Below are 23,648 nucleotides of genomic sequence, written 5' to 3'. Positions count from 1 at the left end.
TTTTCGCCCTATGAAATCAACCTGTTCCATAGCTGTCAAAAATTTTTTACCGCATCAAGATCCAATGTTGATGGTCGATCTCATTTCGCAGCTTACGCCCAACGAAGTCATAACTCGATATTGTATAAAATCTGACAATATATTGGTGCACAACGGGCGTTTTCAGGAAGCTGGACTGATAGAAAATGCGGCACAGACTGCTTCGTGTATTTTAGGGCAGCATTATTATGCCAAGCAAAAAGATAAAACACAACCCAAAACCATAGGCTATATCAGCGTCATTAAAACTTTTCAGATTCTTCATTTGCCCGCTGTAGATGAGATATTGGAAACCAAAGCCAAGCTAATTTCTCAACATTCTTTGCAAGATGTTGATCTGTGTACTATCAAAGTAGAGAGTTTTGTCGCAGACAAATTGGTTGCTTTTGGAGAATTAAATTTAATTTTGAGGAATAATAAGCAATCAACTTCGAAATGAAAAAATCTGAAGTTCCACAAGACGAGAGTTTCTTGAGCAAGCAAAATGTTACCGAGATCTATTATGCATTGGACGAAGAGGGGAAATTTTCTACTCAAAAATCAAAAGGCTGGGAAGTGAAAACCTTGGTGCAAACCGAAACCCTGAATTCCTTGCACCAACGTGCACTAGTAGCAAAAGATGCAGTCGCGAACGGACAGAAAAGTCCGATCGTTTATTTCATGGAAGTAAACAAGATGGATTGGAAAACACTGGCCGCCTATATGGATACTTTTACATTTTTGATAAAAAGACATCAAAAACCGAGTGTTTTCAAGAAAATAAAACCCAAAACCTTGGCTAAATATGCCAAAATTTTCAATATTACAGTGGAAGAATTGACAAGTTTTGATGGAAAATAATATAGAAATAGAATTCACACATCATCAATCGGCACATTGTGAATCTGGTGTTGCGTCGAATTTGCTAAAACACAAAGGAATCGAGATAAGCGAACCGATGGTTTTTGGTCTTGGTTCGGGGCTGTTTTTTGTATATTTACCCTTCCTCAAGGTGAATCATGCACCAGCAATCAGCTACCGCCCGATACCCGGATTTATTTTTAATCGTTTAAGCAAAAGATTAGGCATCAAAATCAAACGACAAAAGTTTTCCAACCCCAAGAAAGCACAAGAGGCTTTGGATCGTAAATTAACCGAAAATACGCCTTGCGGATTACAAGTTGGCGTTTACAATTTACCTTATTTTCCAGACGAATATCGCTTTCATTTCAATGGACACAATTTGGTGATTTACGGTAAAAAAGAAGGCGAATACCTGGTGAGTGATCCTGTTTTAGATTTTCCGACCAAAATTAATGAGCAAGATTTAGAACGCGTGCGTTTTGCAAAAGGAACCCTCGCACCCAAAGGTCATATTTATTATCCTATTTCTTTTCCACAAACTATAAATTGGGTAAAAGCTATAAAAAAAGCAATTCTGAAAACCTGTAACGAAATGCTTGCGCCTGTGCCAATCGTTGGGGTGCGTGGAATGCGAATGCTGGCAAACGATATAAAAAAATGGCCAAAAAAAATAGGGAATGTAAAAACGAATTATTATCTGGCTCAAATGGTTCGAATGCAGGAAGAAATTGGAACTGGAGGTGGAGGATTTCGGTATATTTTTGCGGCTTTTTTACAAGAAGCTTCTCAGAAACTCAAACGAGATGAGCTGAATAATTTTGCTATAGAAATGGCAAAAATTGGAGACGAATGGCGAGATTTTGCGCTCAATGCTTCGCGAGTTTATAAAAAGAGAAATCATCTTGAAGATGTGTACAACAATTTGAGCGATCAACTGTTGAGGTTGGCCGATACGGAAGAGGATTTTTTTAAACGACTGAAAAAAGAAATCAAAAAATGATCAAAATAGATCGACTATTCAAAAAGTATAGAGGAGAAAGCTTTTACTCGGTAGAAGATTTGTCGCTCACCATCGAAGCGCAATCCATATTTGGCATTCTTGGTCCAAATGGCGCAGGGAAGACGACCCTCATCTCGTTGCTGTGCGGTTTGATAGAGCCTACTTCGGGTCGATTTACCATAGACGGATTGGATTACAAAAAAGATGAAAACAAAATCAAATCCTTGATTGGCGTTGTTCCGCAAGAATACGCTTTGTATCCGACGCTAACCGCCAAAGAGAATTTGCTTTATTTCGGAAGTATGTATGGATTGAAAGGGGCTCGGCTCAAAGAATTGGTTCATCAAAATCTGAGTTTATTAGGATTAGAAAAATTCACCCATAAACGAGTGGAATCTTTTTCTGGTGGGATGAAAAGAAGAGTGAATCTGATTGCTGGAATTTTGCATCAGCCCAAAGTACTATTTCTCGACGAGCCTACAGTAGGCGTCGATGTGCAATCGCGAGCAACCATCATTGCCTTTCTCACCCAGCTGAATTTACAAGGGACGACCATCGTCTATACGTCACATCATTTGATCGAAGCACAAGAATTTTGTACCGATATTGCCATCATCGATCATGGAAAAATTATTGCTCAAGGCACACCGAGAGGTTTGATCGAAAAATATGAAGAGGCGTCAAACCTCGAAGAGGTATTCATTAATCTCACGGGAAAAGCTTTACGAGATGTTGTATAAATTATGGCGTTCTATACTCAAAGAAATTCAGTTATTGTCTAGAGATCTAGGCGGTTTGGCGGTGCTTTTTATCATGCCCTTGGTTTTAGTGGTCATGGTTACGGCAATTCAGTACCAAACCTTAGACAATACCGATCATCAACTTCCTGTTTTATGGATCGATCACGACCACGATTCAATTTCTAACGAGCTTTACAAGGGTCTGATGAAAACCGAAGCTTTCGAATTAGTTTCGGAAATAGAGGCTGAAAAAATAGAAGAGAAGCAAGCGAAAAATTTGGTGAACGAAGGAAAATATCAAATGGCAATTATTGTTCCTCAAGGACTTACGAAAGTGTTGTACGAAAATGTTGAGCGAAATGTAGAAGAAATTGTGGGCGAATTTTCTTTGGATTCCATTCAAACCGAAACGAAAAATCATACAAAAGCCAAAGAAATCGAACTGATTTTTGATCCGGCAGTCCAAGAAAACATGCGCAATTCATTAAAATTTGGTATAGAAAAAATCATTTATCAAGCGCAGAGCAAAGCAATTTATCAAGCGTTCGAAGAAGTCATGGGCGGAAGGTCTGGCAATTTATTTGCAAACGAACCGCTTATTCAGTACAAAGAATCTTCTACAGCACCACAAGAGCTGCAGCCCAATGCTGTGCAACACAACGTACCAGCTTGGACATTGTTTGCTATTTTTTTCATTATCGTGCCCTTGTCAATCAACATCGTAAAAGAGAAAAATTTAGGAACCAATTATCGACTGCTCACCAGTCCGATGCCTTATTTTATTTTATTGATGGGCAAAATGCTGGTTTACCTTTTGGTTTGTTTACTGCAGTTTTTTGCTGTTCTTTTGGTGGCTAAACTTGTTTTTCCGCTTATTGGATTGCCAAATTTCGAATTGCATGGTCAGCTTGGATTGATGGTTTTGATGACGTTTTGTGCGAGTTTAGCCGCGATCGGATTAGGGATTTTGTTGGGGACCATATCCAAAACCCAAGAACAAGCTCCGCCATTTGGAGCAACATTGGTGGTGATTCTCGCGGCGATTGGCGGTGTTTGGGTGCCTGTTTTTATGATGTCGAAAACTTTTCAGTGTCTTGCAGAATTATCACCAATGCGTTGGGCGTTGAGCGGATATTACGACATCATTTTACGAAATGGTGGGCTAAGTTTGATTCTACCCGAAATTATTTCCCTATTTTTGTTTTTTAGCTTGTGCTTAGGAATCGCGATTATCTATGACCGAAAAAAACGAACAGCCTGATTCGATTTGCTTGCAAAACACGACTCAAATTCGTGTCCGTTTCAATGAAACCGATGCTTTAAGAATTGTGTGGCACGGAAATTATTTACGATATTCCGAAGATGGGCGAGAAGCCTTTGGTCGAGAGCATGGGATTTCTTACCTCGATTTTCAGCGAAATCATTTAGCCATTCCTATCGTAAAATCGACCTGCGAACACAAACTTCCTTTGCGGTATGGAGAGCTTTTAACAATAAAAACGATTTACGTCGACTCGGCTGCGGCGAAATTGGTTTTCCGATACGAATTGTTCAATCAACAAAACAAAATCGTGTGCACGGGCGAAACGGTGCAAGTTTTCATGACGCTCGATGGTGATTTACAATTGACCATCCCCGATTTTATTTTAGATTGGAAACTTAAAATGGGATTGATATGAAGCCAATTTTTATACAAGAAGCCAATGTAATTTCGCCTTTGGGTTTCGATCTGGAGTCGAATTGGCAACGGCTGCTTGCCAACCAATCCGGAATCAAAAAGATTCAGGCTATTCCTCGTTTTCAAGAGGCGTTTGGAGCGCAGATTTGTACCGAAAAACTCGAAGACGAATTTTCTAAAAGTTGGAATGATTATCATTGTTCACGCATCGAAAAAATGGCAATTTTGGCGCTCATGCCTTTGATTAAAAATAGGATTTCCCCCGACACACTTTTGGTGCTTTCTACAACCAAAGGCAATATCCGAGGGCTGAAACAGCAGATAGAATCGGCACATCTTACCGTAATTTCCGAAACCTTAAAAAAAGTGTTCATGCTCGAGCGACAACCCATCGTCATTTCCAATGCGTGTACCTCTGGCGTTTTGGCAGTGAATTTTGCCAAGCGAATGATTCAGATGGATGAGGTAAAAACTGCATTTGTTGTAGCGGTTGATGAGGTGACCGAATTTGTTTTATCGGGTTTCAATTCATTCCAAGCGATGAGTGACGAACCCTGTAGGCCTTATGATGCCCACCGAAAAGGGGTGAGTTTGGGCGAGGCGGCCTGTGCAATTTATTTATCTAGCGAGCTCGAGGCAACTTCTTGGAACTATCAGATTTTAGGCGAAGGCAACATCAACGATGCAAATCATATTTCTGGTCCATCTCGCACGGGCGAAGGTTTGTTTCGGAGTGTAGAAAGCGCAATGAAAGAGGCGGGCATTGTCGCAACCGATATCGATTATATTTCGGCTCATGGTACAGCCACGCTTTACAACGATGAGATGGAAGCAATCGCTTTTCATCGATTAGGAATGCAATCTATTCCGCTCAATAGTCTCAAAGCGTATTTTGGGCATACCCTAGGTTGTGCAGGCTTACTCGAATTGGCAATAGCGTGCAAGCAAATGCAGGAAGGTTTGGTGATTCAATCCTTAGGATTTGAGGAAGTTGGAACTAGTCACCAGTTGACTATCGCTATAGAAAATATGAATAAAGAAATAAAAGTTTTACTCAAAACTGCATCGGGTTTTGGTGGAACGAACGCCGCAATTTTGGTTAAGAAATATGCAAAATAAGCAATTGTACATCAGGCAGTTTTGTGAAATCACAAAACAGAACCTCAAACTAAACGGTGAAGTTATTCATTCATCCGATAGCGAAGATTTCAATCATTTTGCAAAAGAAATTTATACCGATCAACAGTGGAATTACCCCAAATTTTACAAAATGGATGCCTTGAGTAAACTGGCTTTCATTGCGAGCGAATTGGTGTTAGAGAATCATCACGTTCCCGATACGGCGATTTTGTTTGCCAATCGTTCGGCAAGTTTGGATACCGATTGCAAACATCAAACGAGTATAGCTTCGGAGACAGATTATTACCCAAGTCCGGCTGTTTTCGTTTACACACTGCCCAATATTACCATTGGCGAAGTAAGCATTCGGCACGATTTGAAGTCAGAAAGCATCTTTCTTGTCGACGAAACCTATCCAGCAGAGCTTGTTCATCTTCAGGCCAATTATTTGCTCAGCTCAAAAAAAGCTACGCAAGTTTTATGCGGTTGGGTAGATTATTTTCAAAATAAATATCAAGCATTCGTATATTTGGTTGGCGAAGAGGGAAATTATCCTTTAACGAATAAATTTATTAACGAAAGAATTAAACATTTATAATGGAAAATTTAATAAACGAACTCAGACAAAAAGTTGTAGAAGTTCTAAATTTAGAAGACATCAATGCCGATGAAATCGACCCGAAAGAACCATTGTTTGGCGAAGGTTTAGGTCTTGATTCGATCGATGCGTTGGAGCTGATTGTATTGATGGACAAAGAATTTGGTATAAAAATTACCGATCCAAAACAAGGAAAAACCATTTTCGAATCCATCGAAACTATGGCAAAATACATTACCGAAAATAGAACAAAATAATGTCTAAACCAATTGCAATTACTGGAATGGGAATTATCTCGGCTATCGGTAATTCGGTAGAAGAGAACCTGTTGTCTCTATTGCAAAATCAGACAGGAATAGGCACCGCTCAGTTTCTAAAAACAGTTCATCAGAGCCGTTTTCCGCTGGGCGAAGTAAAACTGTCTAACGAAGAACTGAGCGAAAAACTCAAATTACCTACCGATCATAACTTCACTCGAACAGCGCTTTTGGGAGCAATTGCAGCGAAAGAAGCTGTAAAACAGGCAGGAATCGGCTTGATGAACGATGAACGCACAGGACTGATTTCGGCGACTTCGGTCGGAGGGATGGACCAGAGCGAACATTATTTTTTCGAATACGAAGCACATCCCGAAAAGCAAAAATATATTTTGAGTCATGACGCTGGTGATTCTAGCTCAAAGATTGCAGAAATACTGCAACTCAAAGGATTTACCACCACCATCAGCACCGCATGTTCATCGGCAGCAAATGCCATCATGTTCGGTGCCCGAATGATTCAATCCGGAAGATTAGATCGGGTAATTGTTGGCGGTACAGATACTTTGTCGAAGTTTACACTAAACGGTTTCAACTCCTTGATGATTTTATCAGACGAATTGAATAGACCATTCGATGCTCAGCGAAAAGGCTTGAACCTTGGTGAGGCTGCCGCTTATCTTGTGCTCGAATCAGATGCTATGGTTTCGAAATATCAAAAGCAAGTTTTAGCATATTTGGCTGGTTATGCAAATTTCAACGATGCCTATCATCAAACGGCTTCTTCCGAGACGGGAGAAGGGGCATTTTTGGCGATGCAAAAGGCACTCGAAATAGCCAATCTTACCGCAGAAAACATCGACTACATCAATGCGCACGGTACAGCGACGCCAAACAACGATGCGTCTGAAAGTGCGGCAATCAAAAGAATTTTTGCAACACAAGTTCCTAGTTTTAGTTCAACCAAACCATTCACGGGTCACACCTTGGCGGCAGCCGCAAGTGTAGAGGCGGTGTTTTGTATTTTGGCTTTGCAACAACAGAAAGTCTGGGCAAATCTTAATTTCGAAACCCCAATTCCAGAATTTGGACTGATTCCGCAATTGGAGATCAAAACAAAACCCATTCAACACGTCTTATCAAATTCGTTTGGTTTTGGTGGAAATTGTTCAACCTTAATATTTACGCAGTCATGAAAAAGTGTTTTGTAAACGGAATGGCTGCGGTGAGTGTTCAGCCTTATACCAACGAAGATTTTACGCAACAACTCCAAGCTGTGACCAATTTTCTGAATTTTGCCCAAGAGCCAGCCTACAAAATGATGATTCCAGCAGCTAATCTCAGACGAATGTCGAAAGCTATAAAAATGGGAATTTTTTCGGCAAATCTTGCATTAAAACAAGCGCAAATCCAAATACCAGATGCGATTATAGTAGGTTCGGCTTTAGGATGTTTGAATGATTCGGAGAAGTTTCTGCGGAATCTGATTGATAATCAAGAAGAATTTCTCACGCCCACCGCTTTCATCCAATCTACGCACAACACCGTCGCTGCACAAATCGCGCTTCAACTGAAATGTAATGCTTACAATTTTACCTATACCAACGGCGGTAATTCGTTCGAGGCGGCTTTGTTAGACGGTTTGATGCAAATTCAGCATAGAGAATCTAACGAAGTTTTAGTGGGCGCAGTCGATGAAATTGGCGAGGTTACGCATCAATTGCTTCAGTTGAAAGAAATCGTAAAATCGTCTGAAAGCTCGAATGGAGCTTCTTTTGGCGAGGGTGCTACCTTTTTTGGTTTATCTGAAAATCCATCAACAAATTCTTTTGCAGAAATTGTGGATGTGAAATTACAAAACGAATTGAATTCTGATGAGGTTGATGATTTTTTGGAGCAATTTTTAGAAGAAAATCAGCTCACAAAATTGGCTGTAGATGCTTATTTTATTGGTAAAAATGATGATCATCGCTTCGATGCGTTTTATACGTCATTTTTCGATCAACATCATGCTCAGCTTTGTACATACAAACCTTTCTCGGGTGAATATCATACAGCTTCTGCTTATGGATTATTGCTCGCTTGCGAAGCCTTGAAAAAGCAACAAATCAGCCCGAAAATTCAGATCAATTCGGTGAAGAAAGCTCAGCTCAAATACGTGGTTTTGTACAATCATTTTTTAGGAAAAAATCATAGTATAGTATTATTGCGAAATGTTACTGCATAGGTTAGTTTCTTTGGTTTGCATTTTTGCATTGCTCACGCTGGCTTTTCTTGCTTGGAGGGGCAAAACGCCGATATGGTGGCTGGTAATTCCTGCTATTATTTGGCTGGGATTGACGAGTTGGGGAGCATTTGATTTACGTCTAAATTATTTCACATCGGTATTTTATAAAGCAAAAACATCACAAAAAGTTATTGCGCTTACCTTTGACGATGGTCCTACAGAACATACCAAAGACGTTCTGAAATTGTTGAGAAAATACAATGCCAAGGCGACTTTTTTCTGCATTGGTCATCGTTTCGAAAATCAAGATAAGGTGGTCAATGAAATCATTGCCGACGGGCATTTAATCGGAAATCATACGTATAGCCATTCTGCCAAAACCGGTTTTTTTTCTACCGAAGAAATATTGGCAGAATTAGATAAAACTGATGCTTTGATTTCGGTTAAAACGGCTAAACCCACCACGTATTTTCGTCCGCCATTTGGCGTAACCAATCCGAATATCGCCAGGGCAATTCAAAAAAGACCGCACGAGGTTATCGGATGGAGTATCAGGTCGTTGGACACGGTAATCGATGATGAAGAGCGTATTTTGAGGCGTGTTTTACCAAAAATTGCTCCAGGAGAAGTGATTCTTTTGCACGACACCTCGACCAAAACGGTAAAAGTCTTGGAACAAATCTTGAAAGTACTTCATGAACAATCGTACCAAATGGTGACGATAGAAGAGCTAAAAAAATATGAAAATGAAAGCGAAAGTTTTGCTCATTAGTTTGATGATGACGGGATTTTGGGGTTTTGCACAAACTCCAATGTCGACGGTAGAAATTACCAAATTCAAGAGAGAAGTAACACAAGAAGTGAGGAAATTGAAAACTTATTCGGCAGATTTTACCGAAACCAAAAATCTATCCTTCTTGAAAAAACCATCGGTTTCGTCTGGAAAAATGTATATGAAATCGCCCAACAAAGTGCTTTGGCAATATACCAAACCTGCCACAACAACACTGTTTTTTTCTGATAAAACCATTTATATTACCCAAGCAGGGAAGAAAAAATCGACCGATTTATCGACCAATAAACAATTCGGAAAGTTGAATGATTTGGTTTTGAATTCTTTCAACGGAAATTTATTCGATTCTAAAGAATTTTCAGTAACTTTTCTGAAAAAAGCTGACCTCAAATTGGTGAAACTCAGTCCGGTTGACAAACAAATGAAAAAATATATGAAAGAAGTGATTTTGACCTTTGAGGGTGAAAATCGTATGGTTTCGCAGGTGAAAATGGTGCAACCCAACAACGATTATACGTTGTTCACATTTAGCAATCGTAAATCCAATCCAACTTTGGACGAAAATTTATTCAAATAATGGAGTGAAGTTTAGGAAGTCACGCAAATTTTGAATTTATTTACACAAAAATAGGAAAATGACCTTACTAACAGATTTTTATACCACAATCGATACCAACGAAATTGCCGAAAACCGATTTGTCGTAACGTTAGCGCTGAATGCGGCGCATCCAATCTTTCGAGGGCATTTTCCTAACAATCCTGTTACTCCTGGCGTTTGCATGATGCAAATCATAAAAGAGTCGACCGAAAAAATTTTGCAACAACCCCTGCAATTAATCAAATTGTCGAATGTGAAATTTATGGCAATCATCAATCCAGAAAAAAATCCGAAATTGGTTTTAGAACTATCGATTTCGAACGAAGAAGATCAAGTAAAGGTAAAAAACGTAACCAAATTCGATCATACGGTAGCGCTAAAGTTTTTTGGCGAATATAAAAAAGTAAAAATATGAAATTGATATTAAGTATTTTATTCTGTAGTTTTTTTTTCTTGAAAACCACTTTGCCCGAGCTTCGAGAACAATTTCAGAAATCGGCAAACAACAAAGAAATTACTCAGCAATTCTATCGTTCTTTGGAAGATTACAGCGGAAACAATTCAACGATATTGGCATACAAAGGCGCTTCTAGCATCATGTATTCTCGATATTTTGGAAATAAAGAAAAAAAGACCGAATTGCTGAAAAATGGAGCTAAATTAATTGATAATGCGGTGAATAAAGAACCGAAAAATGCCGAAATTCGATTGATACGCTTCGTTATACAGGAAAATTTGCCAAAGTTTATGAAGTACAATACGCATATTGCAGAAGATCGAAAAACATTGATTTCGCTTTATCCTTCTCAAAATGCTGAGGTAAGGAAAATGATAAAACATTATAGCAAAGTTTCCAAATCGATGACGAATGCCGATAAAGAAAAGTTGAACTAAAATTGACTAAAGTTTGACGCTTCAGAACGATTTTTTAGCCTTTAAAGTTTGTGTGATTATTCCCACATACAACAATGCCAAAACGCTAAGGCGCGTTGTAGACGGCGTGTTGAAATGTACAGATCAAATCATCATCATCAATGACGGTTCTACAGACGAGACTTCAGAAATTTTAGCTTCCTATTCTAATCTCAACCTTCACCATTTTGCTCAAAATCAAGGAAAAGGTAAAGCCTTGCAATATGCTTTTCGTTGGGCAAAAGACTTGGATTACGATTTTGCCCTAACCATCGATTCAGACGGGCAGCATTATCCAGACGATATTGTTGTTTTTATGGATCGACTCAAACAACACAAAGGGCGCGACATTCTGCTGATTGGAAATCGAAATATGGAAGCAGACGGCATTCCTAAAAAATCGAGTTTTGGAAATCGGTTTTCTAATTTTTGGTTTTGGTTCGAGACTGGAATTTCGTTAAAAGATACGCAATCTGGCTTTCGTCTTTATCCCTTACGCGCATTGCCAACGCGTTTTTATACCAAAAAATTCGAGTTCGAAATCGAAGTTATTGTGCGTTTGGCATGGCGAAATATTCCAGTAGAAAACGTTCCGATCAAGGTTTTGTACGATCCAGTCGAACGTGTTTCGCATTTTCGTCCTTTCCGAGATTTTACACGCATCAGCATATTGAATACTGTTTTGGTGTTTTTTACCCTGATTTATTTCGCTCCCAAGCGAATCCTGAAAAAGATTTTCAATTAACGAGCTGTTCCTTTATCAACTAATGAAAAATCCGTATTTTTAGGCGATTTTTATACAGATGCATCAGCTGTTTTATCGCATATATCATTGGATTTCAACTCATCGCGTGTGGAGCGTGTTCTTTGCGCTTGTTTTTCTGCTAATGGGAGCTTATTTCACGACTCAGCTACAGCTCGAAGACGATATTACCCGTGTAATTCCTAATTCGGAAAAATCGGATATTACGACGAGAGTATTTCAACAACAGCAGTTTTCCGATAAAATTACAGTCATCATCGAGCGCAAAAACGACGCTTCGATCGAGGAGATGATGCAAACCGCAGATCGCTTGGTTGATAATCTAGAGCAATATCGCGTCTACATCAAGAATATTGGTGGTGTAGCAGATGATGAGTTGATGATAGAAGCCTTCGAATTTGTTTACCATCACTTGCCTATTTATTTGGATGAAAAAGATTATCAATGGATTGATTCACAATTGAATACCGATTCTATTTCGGTGAAAATGACCCAAAACTTCGAAACCTTATTGTCGCCTTCGGGAGTTGTGTTGCAAGATTTTATTTTGAAAGATCCTTTGGGTTTAGGATTTCGGGCTTTGCAAAAATTACAAAAAATCGGTTCGATCACCGATTTGCAGTACCGCGACGGCTATATTTTTACGCAAGACGATTCGAAACTTTTACTGTTCATCGATCCGGTTTACAAGAGCGGCGACACCAAGCACAATGCCGCTTTTGTTGCAGGTTTGACCGAACTTCAGCAAGCGTTGAATGCCGAACTCCATCGTACCGAAATTAGTTTTTTTGGTGCTCCAATCATTGCGGTAGCCAATGCACAACAAATCAAAACCGATATCATGAAAACTGTTTTGATTGCCATGTCTATTTTGGTTTTGTTGCTCATGCTTTTTTACCGACAAATTTTTACTCCCATCATCATTTTTATTCCCACAATTTTTGGGTTGCTTACGGCGCTGAGTGTTTTATATTTTTTGCGCGATTCATTGTCTGCTATTTCGTTGAGTATTGGTGCCGTTTTGCTAGGAATCACCATAGATTATGCTTTGCATGTGATGACGCATTATCGAAAAAATCCCTCGATATCGCAATTGTTTCGAGACATTACGCGACCTGTACTCATGAGTTGTATGACCACAGCAGTTGCCTTTATTTGTTTAATTTTTGTGCATTCCGAAGCGTTGATAGATTTAGGAATTTTTGCTTTTGTTACCGTTATCGCAAGCGGATTTTTCACGTTAATTTTGGTTCCGCATTTGTACCATCCTTCGAAGGGCGAAATCAAAGAAAATCGAAATATAGTGGAGCAGATAGCCAAAATAAATTTCGATGAAAAGAAAAGTTGGTTTTGGTTGTCGGTTGTGTTGGTCGCGATGAGTTTTTTTACCTTCGATAAGGTCAAGTTTAATCAAAATATAGAAAGTCTAAATTTTGTTCCAATCGATCAAATTCAAGCCGAAAATCAATTGGTAAAATCGACCAATATGATGCAAAAGTCGGTCTATGTAATTGCGCATGGAAGCAACCTTGACGAGGCTGTAGAGCGTTCGCAACAACTCGAAAAACAGTTGGAAACGAATCTGAAGTCTAAAGAAATTTTAGATTATTCGTCCATCAATGCTTTGCTTTTGCCTAAAGCGATTCAAGAAAAAAAACTTGATGATTGGAAGCGGTTTTGGACTCCAGAAAAAATTGCGAGAACTCAACAGTTGATTCGACTCAGTGCAGATGAATTGGGCTTGACAGCAGAGGCACACGAAGAGTTTTTTCAACAGCTTGCTCATGATTTTGAAGCGGTTTCGTTAGACGAAATTCAAGCATTCAACTCGTCAATTTTGTCTGAATTCTTCAATGAGAAAGACGGATTGTTTACGGTTTCTACTTTGGTAAAATTAGACGAACAACAGCGTAATTCATTCGTTTCGCAATACGACAATGCAGAGGGTTTGGTGATCATCGATCGCAAGAATCTCAACGAGACTTTTTTAGGCAATTTGGTCGATGATTTTAATCGTCTAATCAATTATTCCACCATTGCTATTCTCCTTATTTTGTGGATTTTCTTTAGACGAATTGAATTGGCTTTAGCCAGTTTTATCCCCATTGCTCTTACTGGATTTGTTACAGCTGGATTGATGGGCTTGTTCAAAATCGAATTCAACATATTCAGTTCGATTGTCTATACATTGGTTTTGGGGCATGGCGTGGATTTTAGCATTTTCATGACCAGTGCGTTGCAGAAACAATATACGACGGGTCGCAACGAACAGAAGTTATATAGAACTTCTATATTGCTGGCGGTGCTCACTACTATTTTAGCATTAGGTAGCTTAATTTTTGCACAACATCCAGCCCTCAAATCCATTTCGTCGGTGGCGCTTATTGGGGTGTTGGTTGCTGTGATGATTACCTTTGTTTTTTATCCGCCCTTGTTTAAGTTTTTCTTTCAAAACCGTCCAGCCAAAGGATTGTCTCCTGTGAGTTTGCGTTTGGTGATTCAATCGGTTGCATTTTTTGCTTATTTTTTGTTTTTTGGTTTTGTGTTGAATATTTTGATAGTGCTATTCAATGCTTTAGCACCGATTTCGCATATTCGCAAACGAAAAATTATCGACCGTTGGATGACGGGTTTTTTAGCAACTATCCCCTACATCAATCCGTTTGTGAAGAAAAAAATCCTGCATTTGGATAAACGAAATTCGACTCAAACGGTTTTCATATCCAATCATTCCTCATCTTTAGATATTCCGCTCAACAAAATGGCGATACCCAACAGCGTGTTTTTGGTCAACAACAAGGTTTATCATTCTCCTGTCTTTGGCAAAGCCGTTCGTTCGGCAGGTTTTTATCCTGTAAAGAAAAATGAAGAAGTAGAATTTGAAACGTTTAAACAGCGCATTCAACCGCATTTTTCGCTCATCATTTATCCAGAAGGGACACGTTCTGAAAGCAATGCCATCGCCCGATTTCATAAGGGAGCGTTTTATTTGGCAGAAAAGTTGAATATTCCAATTCAGCCCGTATATCTTCTTGGCGCATCGGATGTTTGGCCGAAGAATGATTACATTATTTACGATGGGCATTTGCTCACGATTTTTGGCGAAGTGATCGAGCCAAATGACGAACGATTCGGAAAAGGATATGCTGTCCGAACCAAAAAAATAAGCGATGAATTCAAAAAACAGTTCAGCGCTTTGCGAAAGCAGTATGAAAACGAAAATTATTATCGAACCAAATTATTTCTGAGTTTCTTGTACAAAGAGCCAGAGGTTGTGACAGAGATGAAGAAGCGTTTCGAACAAAATAAAACCGTATATCATCAACTCAATCGCCTGATAGGAGAGCGTGAAAAAATTGGTAGAATAGCGCACGATTTGGGCGAACTCGATTTTTTGTTGGCAATGAGCGAACCCAACCGAAAGATAAAAACTTACATTTCGGATGATGAAAAGAGAGCGATTGCTTCGATGAATTATTTGGTGAAAAAACGTTCGATTTCTTACCTCGATGAGCAAGATGATTTTGCCGATTGTCGAGTGCTGATCATTTCCGATGTAAAATACGATGCAGAAATTCATCCGAACATCGAAGAGGTTTTTGTCTTCGATGCAACTGTTCCATCTACTGTCTTAGAAAATTACGAAAAAATTCACCAATTAGGAAAATTGATCCAATACAAAAAAAGATGAAAAAGTACGATGTAGCTGTGATTGGAAGCGGATTGGGCGGATTGGTTTCTGCTCTTGTTTTGGCCAAAGAAGGCTACAAAGTGGTGGTCTTGGAAAAAAACAATCAGTTCGGCGGAAATTTGCAGACTTTTGTTCGAGATCGCGTGATTTTCGACACAGGCGTTCATTATATCGGCGGTTTGGCTGAGGGTGAAAATCTCTATCAATATTTTCGATATTTAGGAATAATGAATGATCTGAAATTGCAGCGATTAGCACTCGATGGTTTTGATGTAATTTCGTTCGACGACATCGAAGAAGAATTTCCGCTAGCGCAAAATCATACCCAATTCATCGCACAATTGCATCAGCATTTTCCTGATGAAAAAGCAGCTTTGGAGCAGTATTGCCAAGATTTAGATCGCATTTGCGATGCGTTCCCGATGTACAATTTGCAACCAGGAAGGATGGCCTATGATGATCAAATTTTATCCATCAACCTGAAAGAATATTTAGATCAATTGACCACCAACGATTTGCTAAAATCGGTTTTGGTTGGGAATAATTTTTTATACGTTGGCGAAGCTGAAACAACGCCTTTTTATGTGCATGCATTGTCGGTAAATTCGTACATGAAAAGCGCATGGCGATGCATAAGAGGTGGTAGCCAGTTGTCTAAATTGCTGATTCGAGAGCTCAAAAAGTTGGAGGGAGAAGTGTACAAATACCAAGAAGTAACCGATTTTATTGTTGAAAACAATCAAGTGATGGCTTGCCTTACCAAAGACGGAACAACCTATGTTGCCAACCGTTTCATCTCGAATATCAACCTCAATCAGACCATTCGGTTGGTTGGCGAAAAAAACTTTTCCAAACCCTTTGTCAAGCGTATCAATAGCCTCAATTTTACGCCTTCAGTTTTTTCGGTACACCTTGTTTTCGAACCCGAAACTTTTCCTTACCTCAATCGCAATATTTATCATCATCGCTCGTCAGCAAATTTATTGAACGAACATCTTTTACCTTCTTCAGACTGGCCAGCAATGTATGTTGCAACGTTCAACGTGTCTAAAGAAAATCAGCAATGGACCGATGGGATGACCGTGATGACGTACATGGATTTTGATGAGTTTAAGGCTTGGGAAAACACCCACAACACCAAAACCATAGAGCGTAAAGGCGAACGAGGCGAAGATTATGAGTTGTTTAAACAACAAAAAATTGATTTGGTTTTGGATGAATTGGAAAAGAAATTTCCGTCTATCCGATCGAAAATAAAATCGGTATATGCTTCTACGCCTTTGTCTTACCGCGATTTTATTGGCTGTGAAAAAGGCAATTTGTACGGATTTACCAAAGATTCGAATGCACCAATGAAAACTTTTATTTCAGCAAAAACCAAACTCGACAATCTGTTTTTGACAGGACAAAATATACGCATGCACGGCATTTTGGGCGTTACCATTGGAGCTTTTGTTACTTGTTCAGAAATTTTGGGAGGTTTCGATGAGATTGTACGTAAAATAAAAAAAAACAATTCATAGTTATGCAATATTGGTTGTTGATAAGTCTTGCGTTTTTGTTCAGTTCTTGCGGTATAAATCGCAGCCTGAAACAAACTCCGAATATAGGATTTTACCCGAAATCAACGCATCAATTGATTGTCCATTCGGATAGTCTTCGAACGATTGATCATAATTTTCTTCGCAAAAATCGTGCAGGCAATTGGGAAATGTATCTCGATGGGAATGCTTACGATTTGGGAACAAAAAACGGGCTTCTCACGCAAGATTTATATCAGAATCAAGAATCGATTTTTTTTGAAGGTGTACAACAATTATTAGGAGATAAGAAAAAAACAGGTTTTTTGAATTTCTTTCTTCGGTGGTTCAATCGCGACATCCAAAAGCATATTTCGGAAGAATATAAAACAGAAATTTTTGCTTTATCCCAATTTTCCAATCCCGATTTCGATTCCATCGCCAAGCCTTATCCAAGAGCCTTATACCTGCATGCAGCGCATGATATTGGACATGCGATGAACGATCTTATGATTGTCGGATGCTCTTCTTTCGCTGTTTGGGACGAAAATTCGATGGACGGCGAATTGTTGGTCGGACGCAATTTTGATTTCTATCTGAATGATGATTTTGCAGAAAATAAAGTGGTTCAATTTGTGCAACCCGAAAATGGATATGCTTATCTTTCGATTGGTTGGCCGGGGTTTGTAGGTGTAACATCTGGAATGAACGTAGAAGGGCTTTCGGTCACCATCAATGCTGGGAAATCGAGCATTCCGTTGAAAGCAAAAACGCCTATAGCACTGCTTGTTCGCGAAATTTTGCAATATGCCAAAACGATAGAAGAGGCAATCGCCATTGCCAAAACCAGAGAAGTTTTTGTGTCAGAATCGTTGATGATTTCGAGTGCATTTGATCGAAAAGCAATTTTGATCGAACGCTCACCCAAAAAAATAGGCATTGTACAGCCCAGCGGAAGTTGGTTGATCAGTACCAATCATTTTCTGAGTTCACCATTCGAAGCGGATAAACGCAACCAAAAACATATCGCCAATTCTCATTCGGCATATCGATATCAAATTTTAGAACAAGAAATTCACGATTTGAAACCCTTCGATGATCAAAAAGTAGTTCAAGTTCTTCGAAATCTCAAAGGATTGAATCATCAGGATATCGGACTGGGAAATGAAAAAGCTTTGAATCAATTATTGGCGCATCATGCGGTTGTTTTTAGACCAGAAAAAAAATTGGTTTACGTCTCGTCTGCTCCTTATAATATGGGAGAATTTACCGTGTATGATTTAACGAAGTTGCAAGAAAAAATGTATCCGACTGTGAAAATTGTAGTCGATTCGCTTCGCGTACCGCAGCATCCATTTGTGCTCACAAAAGCGTTTGAGCAATACGAATTGTTCAAAAAAAAGCGTTTGACCATCCATCGAGCTCACGAGAGAAAAACAGCGTTAGATAATGGATTTATCGAGCAGTATGTGGCGACCAATCCAGAATTTTGGCAAGTGTATTATGATGCCGGAATAAATGCTAAATTACAAGGCGATTTGGCGAAAGCAGAAAAGTATTTTCTATTGGCAAGATCCAAAGAAGTAACCACGAAGTCTGATTGGCATTCCATCGAAAAACAAATCAGGAAAGTTCAAAAAAAGAAAAGATGATTCCACCTATAGAGCAAAAATCCAAAGAAGAAATCAAGCAGTTTCAAGAAGAAAAATTGAGAGAACAATTGCGCTATTTACAGTCCAATTCGCCTTTCTATCAGCGTCTTTTTGCAAAACATCTGATCGATATTCGAGCAATTCGAACTTTAGAAGACCTGAAAAAAATACCAGTAACCACCAAAAACGAGGTGCAACTGTACAACGATGATTTTTTTTGTGTTCCGAAATCCAAAATTGTAGATTTTGCTACAACTTCGGGCACTTTGGGCGATCCGGTAACTTTTGGTCTTACCGACAAAGACCTCGACCGTTTGGCATATAACGAGTGCATCTCGTTCGAGTGTGCTGGTGTGCAAAAAGGAGATGTGGTCCAATTGATGACGACGATGGATCGGCGTTTTATGGCGGGGTTGGCATATTTCCTTGGTTTGCGACAGTTAGGTGCAAGTGTCATTAGAGTAGGAGCGGGCATACCGGCGCTGCAGTGGGATTCTATTCTGCAATTTCGACCAAAATACCTGATTGCTGTTCCGTCTTTTTTATTGAAAATGATCGAATATGCAGAACAACATCGCATCGATTTTAGTAATTGTGGCGTAGAAGGCGTAATTTGTATTGGCGAAGCGCTGAGAACTTCTGATTTTCAACCGACCATTTTGACAAAGAAAATCACTTCTAAATGGAACTTGAAATTGTATTCTACCTATGCCTCTACCGAGATGGCAACAGCTTTTACAGAGTGCCAAGCTCAGCAAGGAGGACATCATCATCCTGAATTGATTATTACAGAAATTTTGGACGAAGATAATAATGAAGTCGAAGACGGAGAGTTGGGCGAATTGACGATCACAACATTGGGCGTAGAAGGCGTGCCATTGCTACGATTCAAAACTGGCGATTTGGTTCGCAAACATGTGCAACAATGTAATTGCGGTAGAACTACCCATCGTCTTGGTCCAGTTGAAGGTCGCAAACAACAGATGATAAAATATAAAGGAACCACGTTGTATCCGCCAGCGATGCACGATTTATTGGCGCATTATGATGCTATTTCCATGCATTTGATCGAACTTTCTTGTTCGGAATTTGGTACGGATGTTATACGTATAAAAATTGTGTCGGATAATGATTCGGAAGATTTTCTGAAAGAAATTAAAGATCATTTCAGGGCAAAATTAAGGGTAACACCAGAAGTCGAATTCGTTTCAGAAGAGGTTTTGGCGCCAATTGTTTATAATCCGCTCAAACGCAAACCAACGATGCTGATCGATTTGCGTTAAAACCTATTCCCACCAAATGTATTTTACAAAAATATCTTCTGCTGCTAAAAGGTAATGCTATATTTACACTAAATTTGTTTTAGAATCGAACGAATAAAAACTAAAATGAAACAATTTACCTCTGTAAATGATGTAGAAAACATCGACAAATTGCTACAAAAAGCATTAGAAATCAAGGCAAATCCGTTTGCACAACAAGAAGTAGGAAAAAATAAAACTATCGGACTCATCTTTTTCAATCCTAGTTTGCGCACGAGATTAAGTTCACTAAAGGCGGCATACAATTTAGGAGCAAACGTTTGGGTGCTCAATGCTGGTGCAGATTCTTGGACGCTAGAGATGCAAGACGGAACCGTTATGAATGGTGATTCTCAGGAACATATCACCGAAGCTATCCAGGTGATGAGTGCCTATTGCGATGTGTTAGGAGTTCGTACATTTCCAAAATTACAAAATCGAGATGAGGATTACCAAGAAGTCATGTTCAACAAAGTAAAGAATTTATCTTCTGTTCCAGTAGTTTCGTTAGAAAGCGCTACGCTACATCCCTTACAATCTTTTGCAGATTTGATTACCATTGCCGAAAAGATCAATTATAATCCAACCGAAAAACTAACCAAAAAAGTAAAAGTAGTCATGACTTGGGCACCGCATCCAAGACGTTTACCGCAAGCTGTTCCCAACTCGTTTGCCCAATGGTTTACTAAGGTCGATTGGGTCGATTTTACAATCGTTCAGCCCAAAGGCTATGAGCTCGACGAGCAATTTACACAAGGCGCAACCATTGCGTACAACCAAGAAGAAGCATTGAAAGATGCCGATTTTGTCTATGCCAAAAATTGGTCTTCGTACGAACAATATGGCGAAATCATACCGCAAGAAAAAGATTGGCAAATTACGATGGAGAAGATGAAATTGACCAATAACGGAAAATTTATGCATTGTTTGCCTGTTCGCCGCAACGTGGTGGTAGCAGATGAAGTGCTGGATTCCGATGTTTCGATTGTGATCGATGAGGCAACAAATCGTATTTTCTCTGCCCAGGCTGTTTTTCATGAAATTTTAAAAGGTTTGAAATAGAAGTTAGAATTATTTTCGGTTTAATGGGTTTTTGCTTGTGATTTTCCTGAATTTATACTAAAAACAAATAAAAACCCGAAATAATTTTTATTTCACAAAACAGATTCATAATTTTACATCAACAATTAATCGAAAAATGAGAAGCAATATTACCATTTCAAACAAACAAAATCAATGGATGCGAATTCGTACCGTGTGCGGGTGTTTGGATAGGTAATATTGTGTATCTACAATTTTTAAATATTTAGAACCCCGTTATTTTTTTTAACGGGGTTTTTTGATGTTAACAATTAAAATTTAAAATCATGAGTAAGTTGCAATCTTTAGAGGTTTCAGTTTGGCCTCTGCAAAACAATCAAATCATTAAAAATCAAAAAGTGAATTACCGTCAATTCGGCAAACAAATTGGTACAGCGCCAATTATTTTGATTCAACATGCTTTGAAAAGCAACTCAGATTGCATGCTCCATTGGGACGGATTGATGGGTGAAGGAAAGGCGATCGACCTTGATTTTTTTACAGTAATCTGTTTCGATATTCCAGGCAATGATGGTGATAATGTGGTGTTTTATCAGAACAAAAAAGTAGAGGCGCGCGATGTGGCAGTGTTGTTTTGGTTATCGTTGTTTCAGTTGGATGTCGATAAATTATTTACTGTGATAGGCGCAGATTTGGGCGGAGGAATAGCTTGGGAAATGGCGACGCTCTTTCCGAATAAAATACAAAACCTCTTGACTATTGCAAGTGCTCCAATTGTGAACGATTGGCTGATAAAATTGCCTAAAGTAGAGCACGATTATTTGTTGAATTTATTTCAAACGGTCGATATTACCAAAAATAGAAAGAAACTTGCCGAATTGCTGCAGTTTGTTCAATCCAATTTGCATATCATAACCGTTGAAGGTGTTCAGTTTTTTGATAAAAACAAAGAGAAAGCATTTTATCAACAATTACAATTATTGAAAAAGAATGTTTCGTTTTATGAAATAGACACCCTAAATAATAACCAATTGTTGGTCAACAAATCGCAAATAGAGCCAATCGTGAATAATATTTTGCTTAAAGAATTGACAAAAGTGGCGTAAAATCTATGGGTAAATAATTATAAAGCTATTTTTTTTTCGTCATATCTCACGGGTTTTCATCATGTTAGGAAGAGTTTCGAAATTTTCTTCTAAAAAATTTGTATTTCGGAAAAATTGCGTTGTATATTTGCAGTCCCAAAACAGGTTACGACCTGAGTGAAGTTGGGATTTTGAAAGCAAAGCTAAGGAAGAAGAAAAGTCGGATGATTAACGCGACGAATTGTTTTCCTGAAGATTAAAAAAAAATCAAAAAAACTTTTGTCAATTTATAAAAAGTTCTTACCTTTGCGCTCGCAACTTTGAAAAAGGTTTTGCGAATAGAAAAAGAGCAGTTCATTTGAAAGATAAAATAAACTTAGAAGAAACAAAATAAGCCAAGAACCGTCAATTTGAGTTTTTAGGATTTAGGCATTGTAAAAAGAAATAATTATTACAATGGAGAGTTTGATCCTGGCTCAGGATGAACGCTAGCGGGAGGCCTAACACATGCAAGCCGAGCGGTATAAGTAGCTTGCTACTTAGAGAGCGGCGTACGGGTGCGTAACGCGTATGGAACTTGCCCTTATCAACGGGATAGCCCAGGGAAACTTGGATTAATACCGTATAATATATTGATTGGCATCGATTGATATTGAAAGATTTATCGGATAAGGATAGTCATGCGTAAGATTAGCTAGTTGGTGAGGTAACGGCTCACCAAGGCGATGATCTTTAGGGGTCCTGAGAGGGAGATCCCCCACACTGGTACTGAGACACGGACCAGACTCCTACGGGAGGCAGCAGTGAGGAATATTGGACAATGGGNAAACAGACCACTCTTTTTAGAGTTTAGAAAGAGTCTCATAGCTCAGCTGGTTAGAGCGCTACACTGATAATGTAGAGGTCGGCAGTTCGAGTCTGCCTGAGACTACAGCTTGGTTAACACTAAAAAAGAGGGGAATTAGCTCAGCTGGCTAGAGCGCCTGCCTTGCACGCAGGAGGTCATCGGTTCGACTCCGATATTCTCCACCAAAACTAGTGATGAGTGAGCAGAATCAAGCATGCGAAATATCGTAAGCTCAGCAGCTCATCCAATCGAAAAGTTCATTGACATACTGGAAGATTACTATTACTATAAAACGATATAGACAATAGTAAGCTATAGAAAACGAGAAAACATTGATTTAAGATTAGACTTGCAGTAAGAATAAGAGGCATTAAGCCAAAAAACTTAGAATTTGCAAGCAGATCTTAGGCAAAAGATAAAAAATACTTAACAAGTAAGATTAACAAACACTAACGCTTAGTTGTGTTTATACAAACTGGTTTAGCTGTATTTATATATAGAAACAGCAGACCACTTGAGAAAAAAAGTTACAAAGGGCGTACGGCGGATGCCTAGGCTCTCAGAGGCGAAGAAGGACGTGATAAGCTGCGATAAGCTACGGGTATTGGCACATACGATTTGATCCGTAGATTTCCGAATGGGGCAACCCGGCATGTTGAAGGCATGTCACCATGGCAACATGGGGCGAACGTGGGGAACTGAAACATCTCATTACCCATAGGAAAAGAAATCAAAAGAGATTCCGTTAGTAGTGGCGAGTGAACGCGGAATAGCCCAAAAGCGGTTATAATTTTAGAAGAATAACCTGGAAAGGTTAACCATAGAAGGTGACAGTCCTGTATTCGAAAAGGTTATAGTTGTTAAATTGAGTAAGGCGGGACACGAGAAATCCTGTTTGAAAATGGGGGGACCATCCTCCAAGGCTAAATACTCCTGAGAGACCG

General features: G+C 39.1%; 21 protein-coding genes, 1 tRNA gene, 1 rRNA gene, 1 pseudogene and 1 other annotated feature. All 24 genes and pseudogenes read left to right on the top strand.

Going from position 1 to position 23,648, the window contains the following annotated elements:
• Nucleotides 1-10 precede the first annotated feature (10 nt).
• Complete coding sequence (locus BN8061_RS01250; RefSeq protein ID WP_068595632.1) at nt 11-478, top strand: hotdog family protein; 468 nt, start codon at nt 11-13, stop codon at nt 476-478.
• Nucleotides 475-879 carry a flexirubin biosynthesis protein DarG gene (locus BN8061_RS01245; RefSeq protein WP_068595624.1) on the top strand — a complete coding sequence of 135 codons (405 nt, stop codon included), beginning with the start codon at nt 475-477 and terminating at the stop codon, nt 877-879. The genes BN8061_RS01250 and BN8061_RS01245 overlap by 4 nt, the downstream gene beginning before the upstream one ends.
• Nucleotides 869-1,882 (top strand): BtrH-related acyltransferase DarH, encoded by a 1,014-nt coding sequence (locus BN8061_RS01240; protein WP_394330289.1) that lies wholly within the window; start codon nt 869-871, stop codon nt 1,880-1,882. Before BN8061_RS01245 ends, BN8061_RS01240 begins: the two co-directional genes overlap by 11 nt.
• Nucleotides 1,879-2,622 (top strand): ABC transporter ATP-binding protein, encoded by a 744-nt coding sequence (locus tag BN8061_RS01235; protein WP_068595623.1) that lies wholly within the window; start codon nt 1,879-1,881, stop codon nt 2,620-2,622. The genes BN8061_RS01240 and BN8061_RS01235 overlap by 4 nt, the downstream gene beginning before the upstream one ends.
• Entirely contained in the window at nt 2,612-3,883 is a 1,272-nt protein-coding gene (locus BN8061_RS01230) for an ABC transporter permease (RefSeq protein ID WP_068595621.1), read from the top strand. Before BN8061_RS01235 ends, BN8061_RS01230 begins: the two co-directional genes overlap by 11 nt.
• Nucleotides 3,858-4,301, top strand: a complete 444-nt coding sequence (locus tag BN8061_RS01225) for an acyl-CoA thioesterase (RefSeq protein WP_068595616.1) — start codon at nt 3,858-3,860, stop codon at nt 4,299-4,301. Before BN8061_RS01230 ends, BN8061_RS01225 begins: the two co-directional genes overlap by 26 nt.
• Complete coding sequence (locus BN8061_RS01220) at nt 4,298-5,419, top strand: beta-ketoacyl-[acyl-carrier-protein] synthase family protein (protein ID WP_068595613.1); 1,122 nt, start codon at nt 4,298-4,300, stop codon at nt 5,417-5,419. The genes BN8061_RS01225 and BN8061_RS01220 overlap by 4 nt, the downstream gene beginning before the upstream one ends.
• Complete coding sequence (locus tag BN8061_RS01215; protein WP_068595611.1) at nt 5,409-6,017, top strand: hypothetical protein; 609 nt, start codon at nt 5,409-5,411, stop codon at nt 6,015-6,017. The genes BN8061_RS01220 and BN8061_RS01215 overlap by 11 nt, the downstream gene beginning before the upstream one ends.
• The gene (locus BN8061_RS01210; RefSeq protein WP_068595609.1) at nt 6,017-6,274 is read left to right on the top strand and encodes a phosphopantetheine-binding protein; all 258 of its coding nucleotides are present in this window, start codon (nt 6,017-6,019) and stop codon (nt 6,272-6,274) included. Before BN8061_RS01215 ends, BN8061_RS01210 begins: the two co-directional genes overlap by 1 nt.
• The gene (locus BN8061_RS01205; protein WP_068595606.1) at nt 6,274-7,470 is read left to right on the top strand and encodes a beta-ketoacyl-[acyl-carrier-protein] synthase family protein; all 1,197 of its coding nucleotides are present in this window, start codon (nt 6,274-6,276) and stop codon (nt 7,468-7,470) included. Before BN8061_RS01210 ends, BN8061_RS01205 begins: the two co-directional genes overlap by 1 nt.
• Complete coding sequence (locus tag BN8061_RS01200; RefSeq protein WP_068595603.1) at nt 7,467-8,501, top strand: beta-ketoacyl synthase chain length factor; 1,035 nt, start codon at nt 7,467-7,469, stop codon at nt 8,499-8,501. Before BN8061_RS01205 ends, BN8061_RS01200 begins: the two co-directional genes overlap by 4 nt.
• Nucleotides 8,488-9,273: a polysaccharide deacetylase family protein gene (locus BN8061_RS01195; protein ID WP_068595600.1), complete on the top strand. Its 786-nt coding sequence runs from the start codon at nt 8,488-8,490 to the stop codon at nt 9,271-9,273. The genes BN8061_RS01200 and BN8061_RS01195 overlap by 14 nt, the downstream gene beginning before the upstream one ends.
• Nucleotides 9,248-9,871: a flexirubin biosynthesis/transport protein LolA2 gene (locus tag BN8061_RS01190; protein ID WP_068597838.1), complete on the top strand. Its 624-nt coding sequence runs from the start codon at nt 9,248-9,250 to the stop codon at nt 9,869-9,871. Before BN8061_RS01195 ends, BN8061_RS01190 begins: the two co-directional genes overlap by 26 nt.
• A gap of 58 nt (nt 9,872-9,929) precedes the next feature.
• On the top strand, nt 9,930-10,307 hold the full coding sequence (locus BN8061_RS01185) for an ApeI family dehydratase (RefSeq protein ID WP_068595597.1): 378 nt from the start codon (nt 9,930-9,932) through the stop codon (nt 10,305-10,307).
• A complete protein-coding gene (locus tag BN8061_RS01180; protein WP_068595594.1) occupies nt 10,304-10,786 on the top strand; it encodes a hypothetical protein in 483 nt (160 codons plus the stop codon). The genes BN8061_RS01185 and BN8061_RS01180 overlap by 4 nt, the downstream gene beginning before the upstream one ends.
• 13 nt (nt 10,787-10,799) lie before the next feature.
• A pseudogene (locus BN8061_RS01175) lies at nt 10,800-11,537 on the top strand (glycosyltransferase family 2 protein); the annotation flags it as partial.
• 154 nt (nt 11,538-11,691) lie between these two features.
• Nucleotides 11,692-15,258: a 1-acyl-sn-glycerol-3-phosphate acyltransferase gene (locus BN8061_RS01170; protein WP_162270398.1), complete on the top strand. Its 3,567-nt coding sequence runs from the start codon at nt 11,692-11,694 to the stop codon at nt 15,256-15,258.
• On the top strand, nt 15,255-16,781 hold the full coding sequence (locus BN8061_RS01165; RefSeq protein WP_068595587.1) for a phytoene desaturase family protein: 1,527 nt from the start codon (nt 15,255-15,257) through the stop codon (nt 16,779-16,781). Before BN8061_RS01170 ends, BN8061_RS01165 begins: the two co-directional genes overlap by 4 nt.
• 2 nt (nt 16,782-16,783) lie before the next feature.
• Complete coding sequence (locus BN8061_RS01160) at nt 16,784-18,430, top strand: C45 family peptidase (RefSeq protein ID WP_068595584.1); 1,647 nt, start codon at nt 16,784-16,786, stop codon at nt 18,428-18,430.
• Complete coding sequence (locus tag BN8061_RS01155) at nt 18,427-19,713, top strand: flexirubin biosynthesis putative acyl-CoA ligase FlxY (protein ID WP_068597836.1); 1,287 nt, start codon at nt 18,427-18,429, stop codon at nt 19,711-19,713. The genes BN8061_RS01160 and BN8061_RS01155 overlap by 4 nt, the downstream gene beginning before the upstream one ends.
• Before the next feature lie 105 nt (nt 19,714-19,818).
• Nucleotides 19,819-20,793, top strand: a complete 975-nt coding sequence (locus tag BN8061_RS01150; RefSeq protein ID WP_068595581.1) for an N-acetylornithine carbamoyltransferase — start codon at nt 19,819-19,821, stop codon at nt 20,791-20,793.
• A gap of 305 nt (nt 20,794-21,098) precedes the next feature.
• Nucleotides 21,099-21,878, top strand: a complete 780-nt coding sequence (locus tag BN8061_RS01145) for an alpha/beta fold hydrolase (protein WP_068595578.1) — start codon at nt 21,099-21,101, stop codon at nt 21,876-21,878.
• A 440-nt stretch (nt 21,879-22,318) separates the two neighbouring features.
• Nucleotides 22,319-22,747: a sequence feature (16S ribosomal RNA rRNA prediction is too short), on the top strand.
• 65 nt (nt 22,748-22,812) lie between these two features.
• Nucleotides 22,813-22,889 (top strand) — tRNA-Ala (locus tag BN8061_RS01135).
• Nucleotides 22,890-23,224: 335 nt separating this feature from the next.
• Nucleotides 23,225-23,648, top strand: a 23S ribosomal RNA gene (locus BN8061_RS01130); the annotation flags it as partial.

The organism is Vaginella massiliensis, assembly GCF_900089075.1.
GTDB lineage: Bacteria > Bacteroidota > Bacteroidia > Flavobacteriales > Weeksellaceae > Weeksella > Weeksella massiliensis_A.
This window is presented reverse-complemented; position numbering and strand designations above follow the sequence as displayed.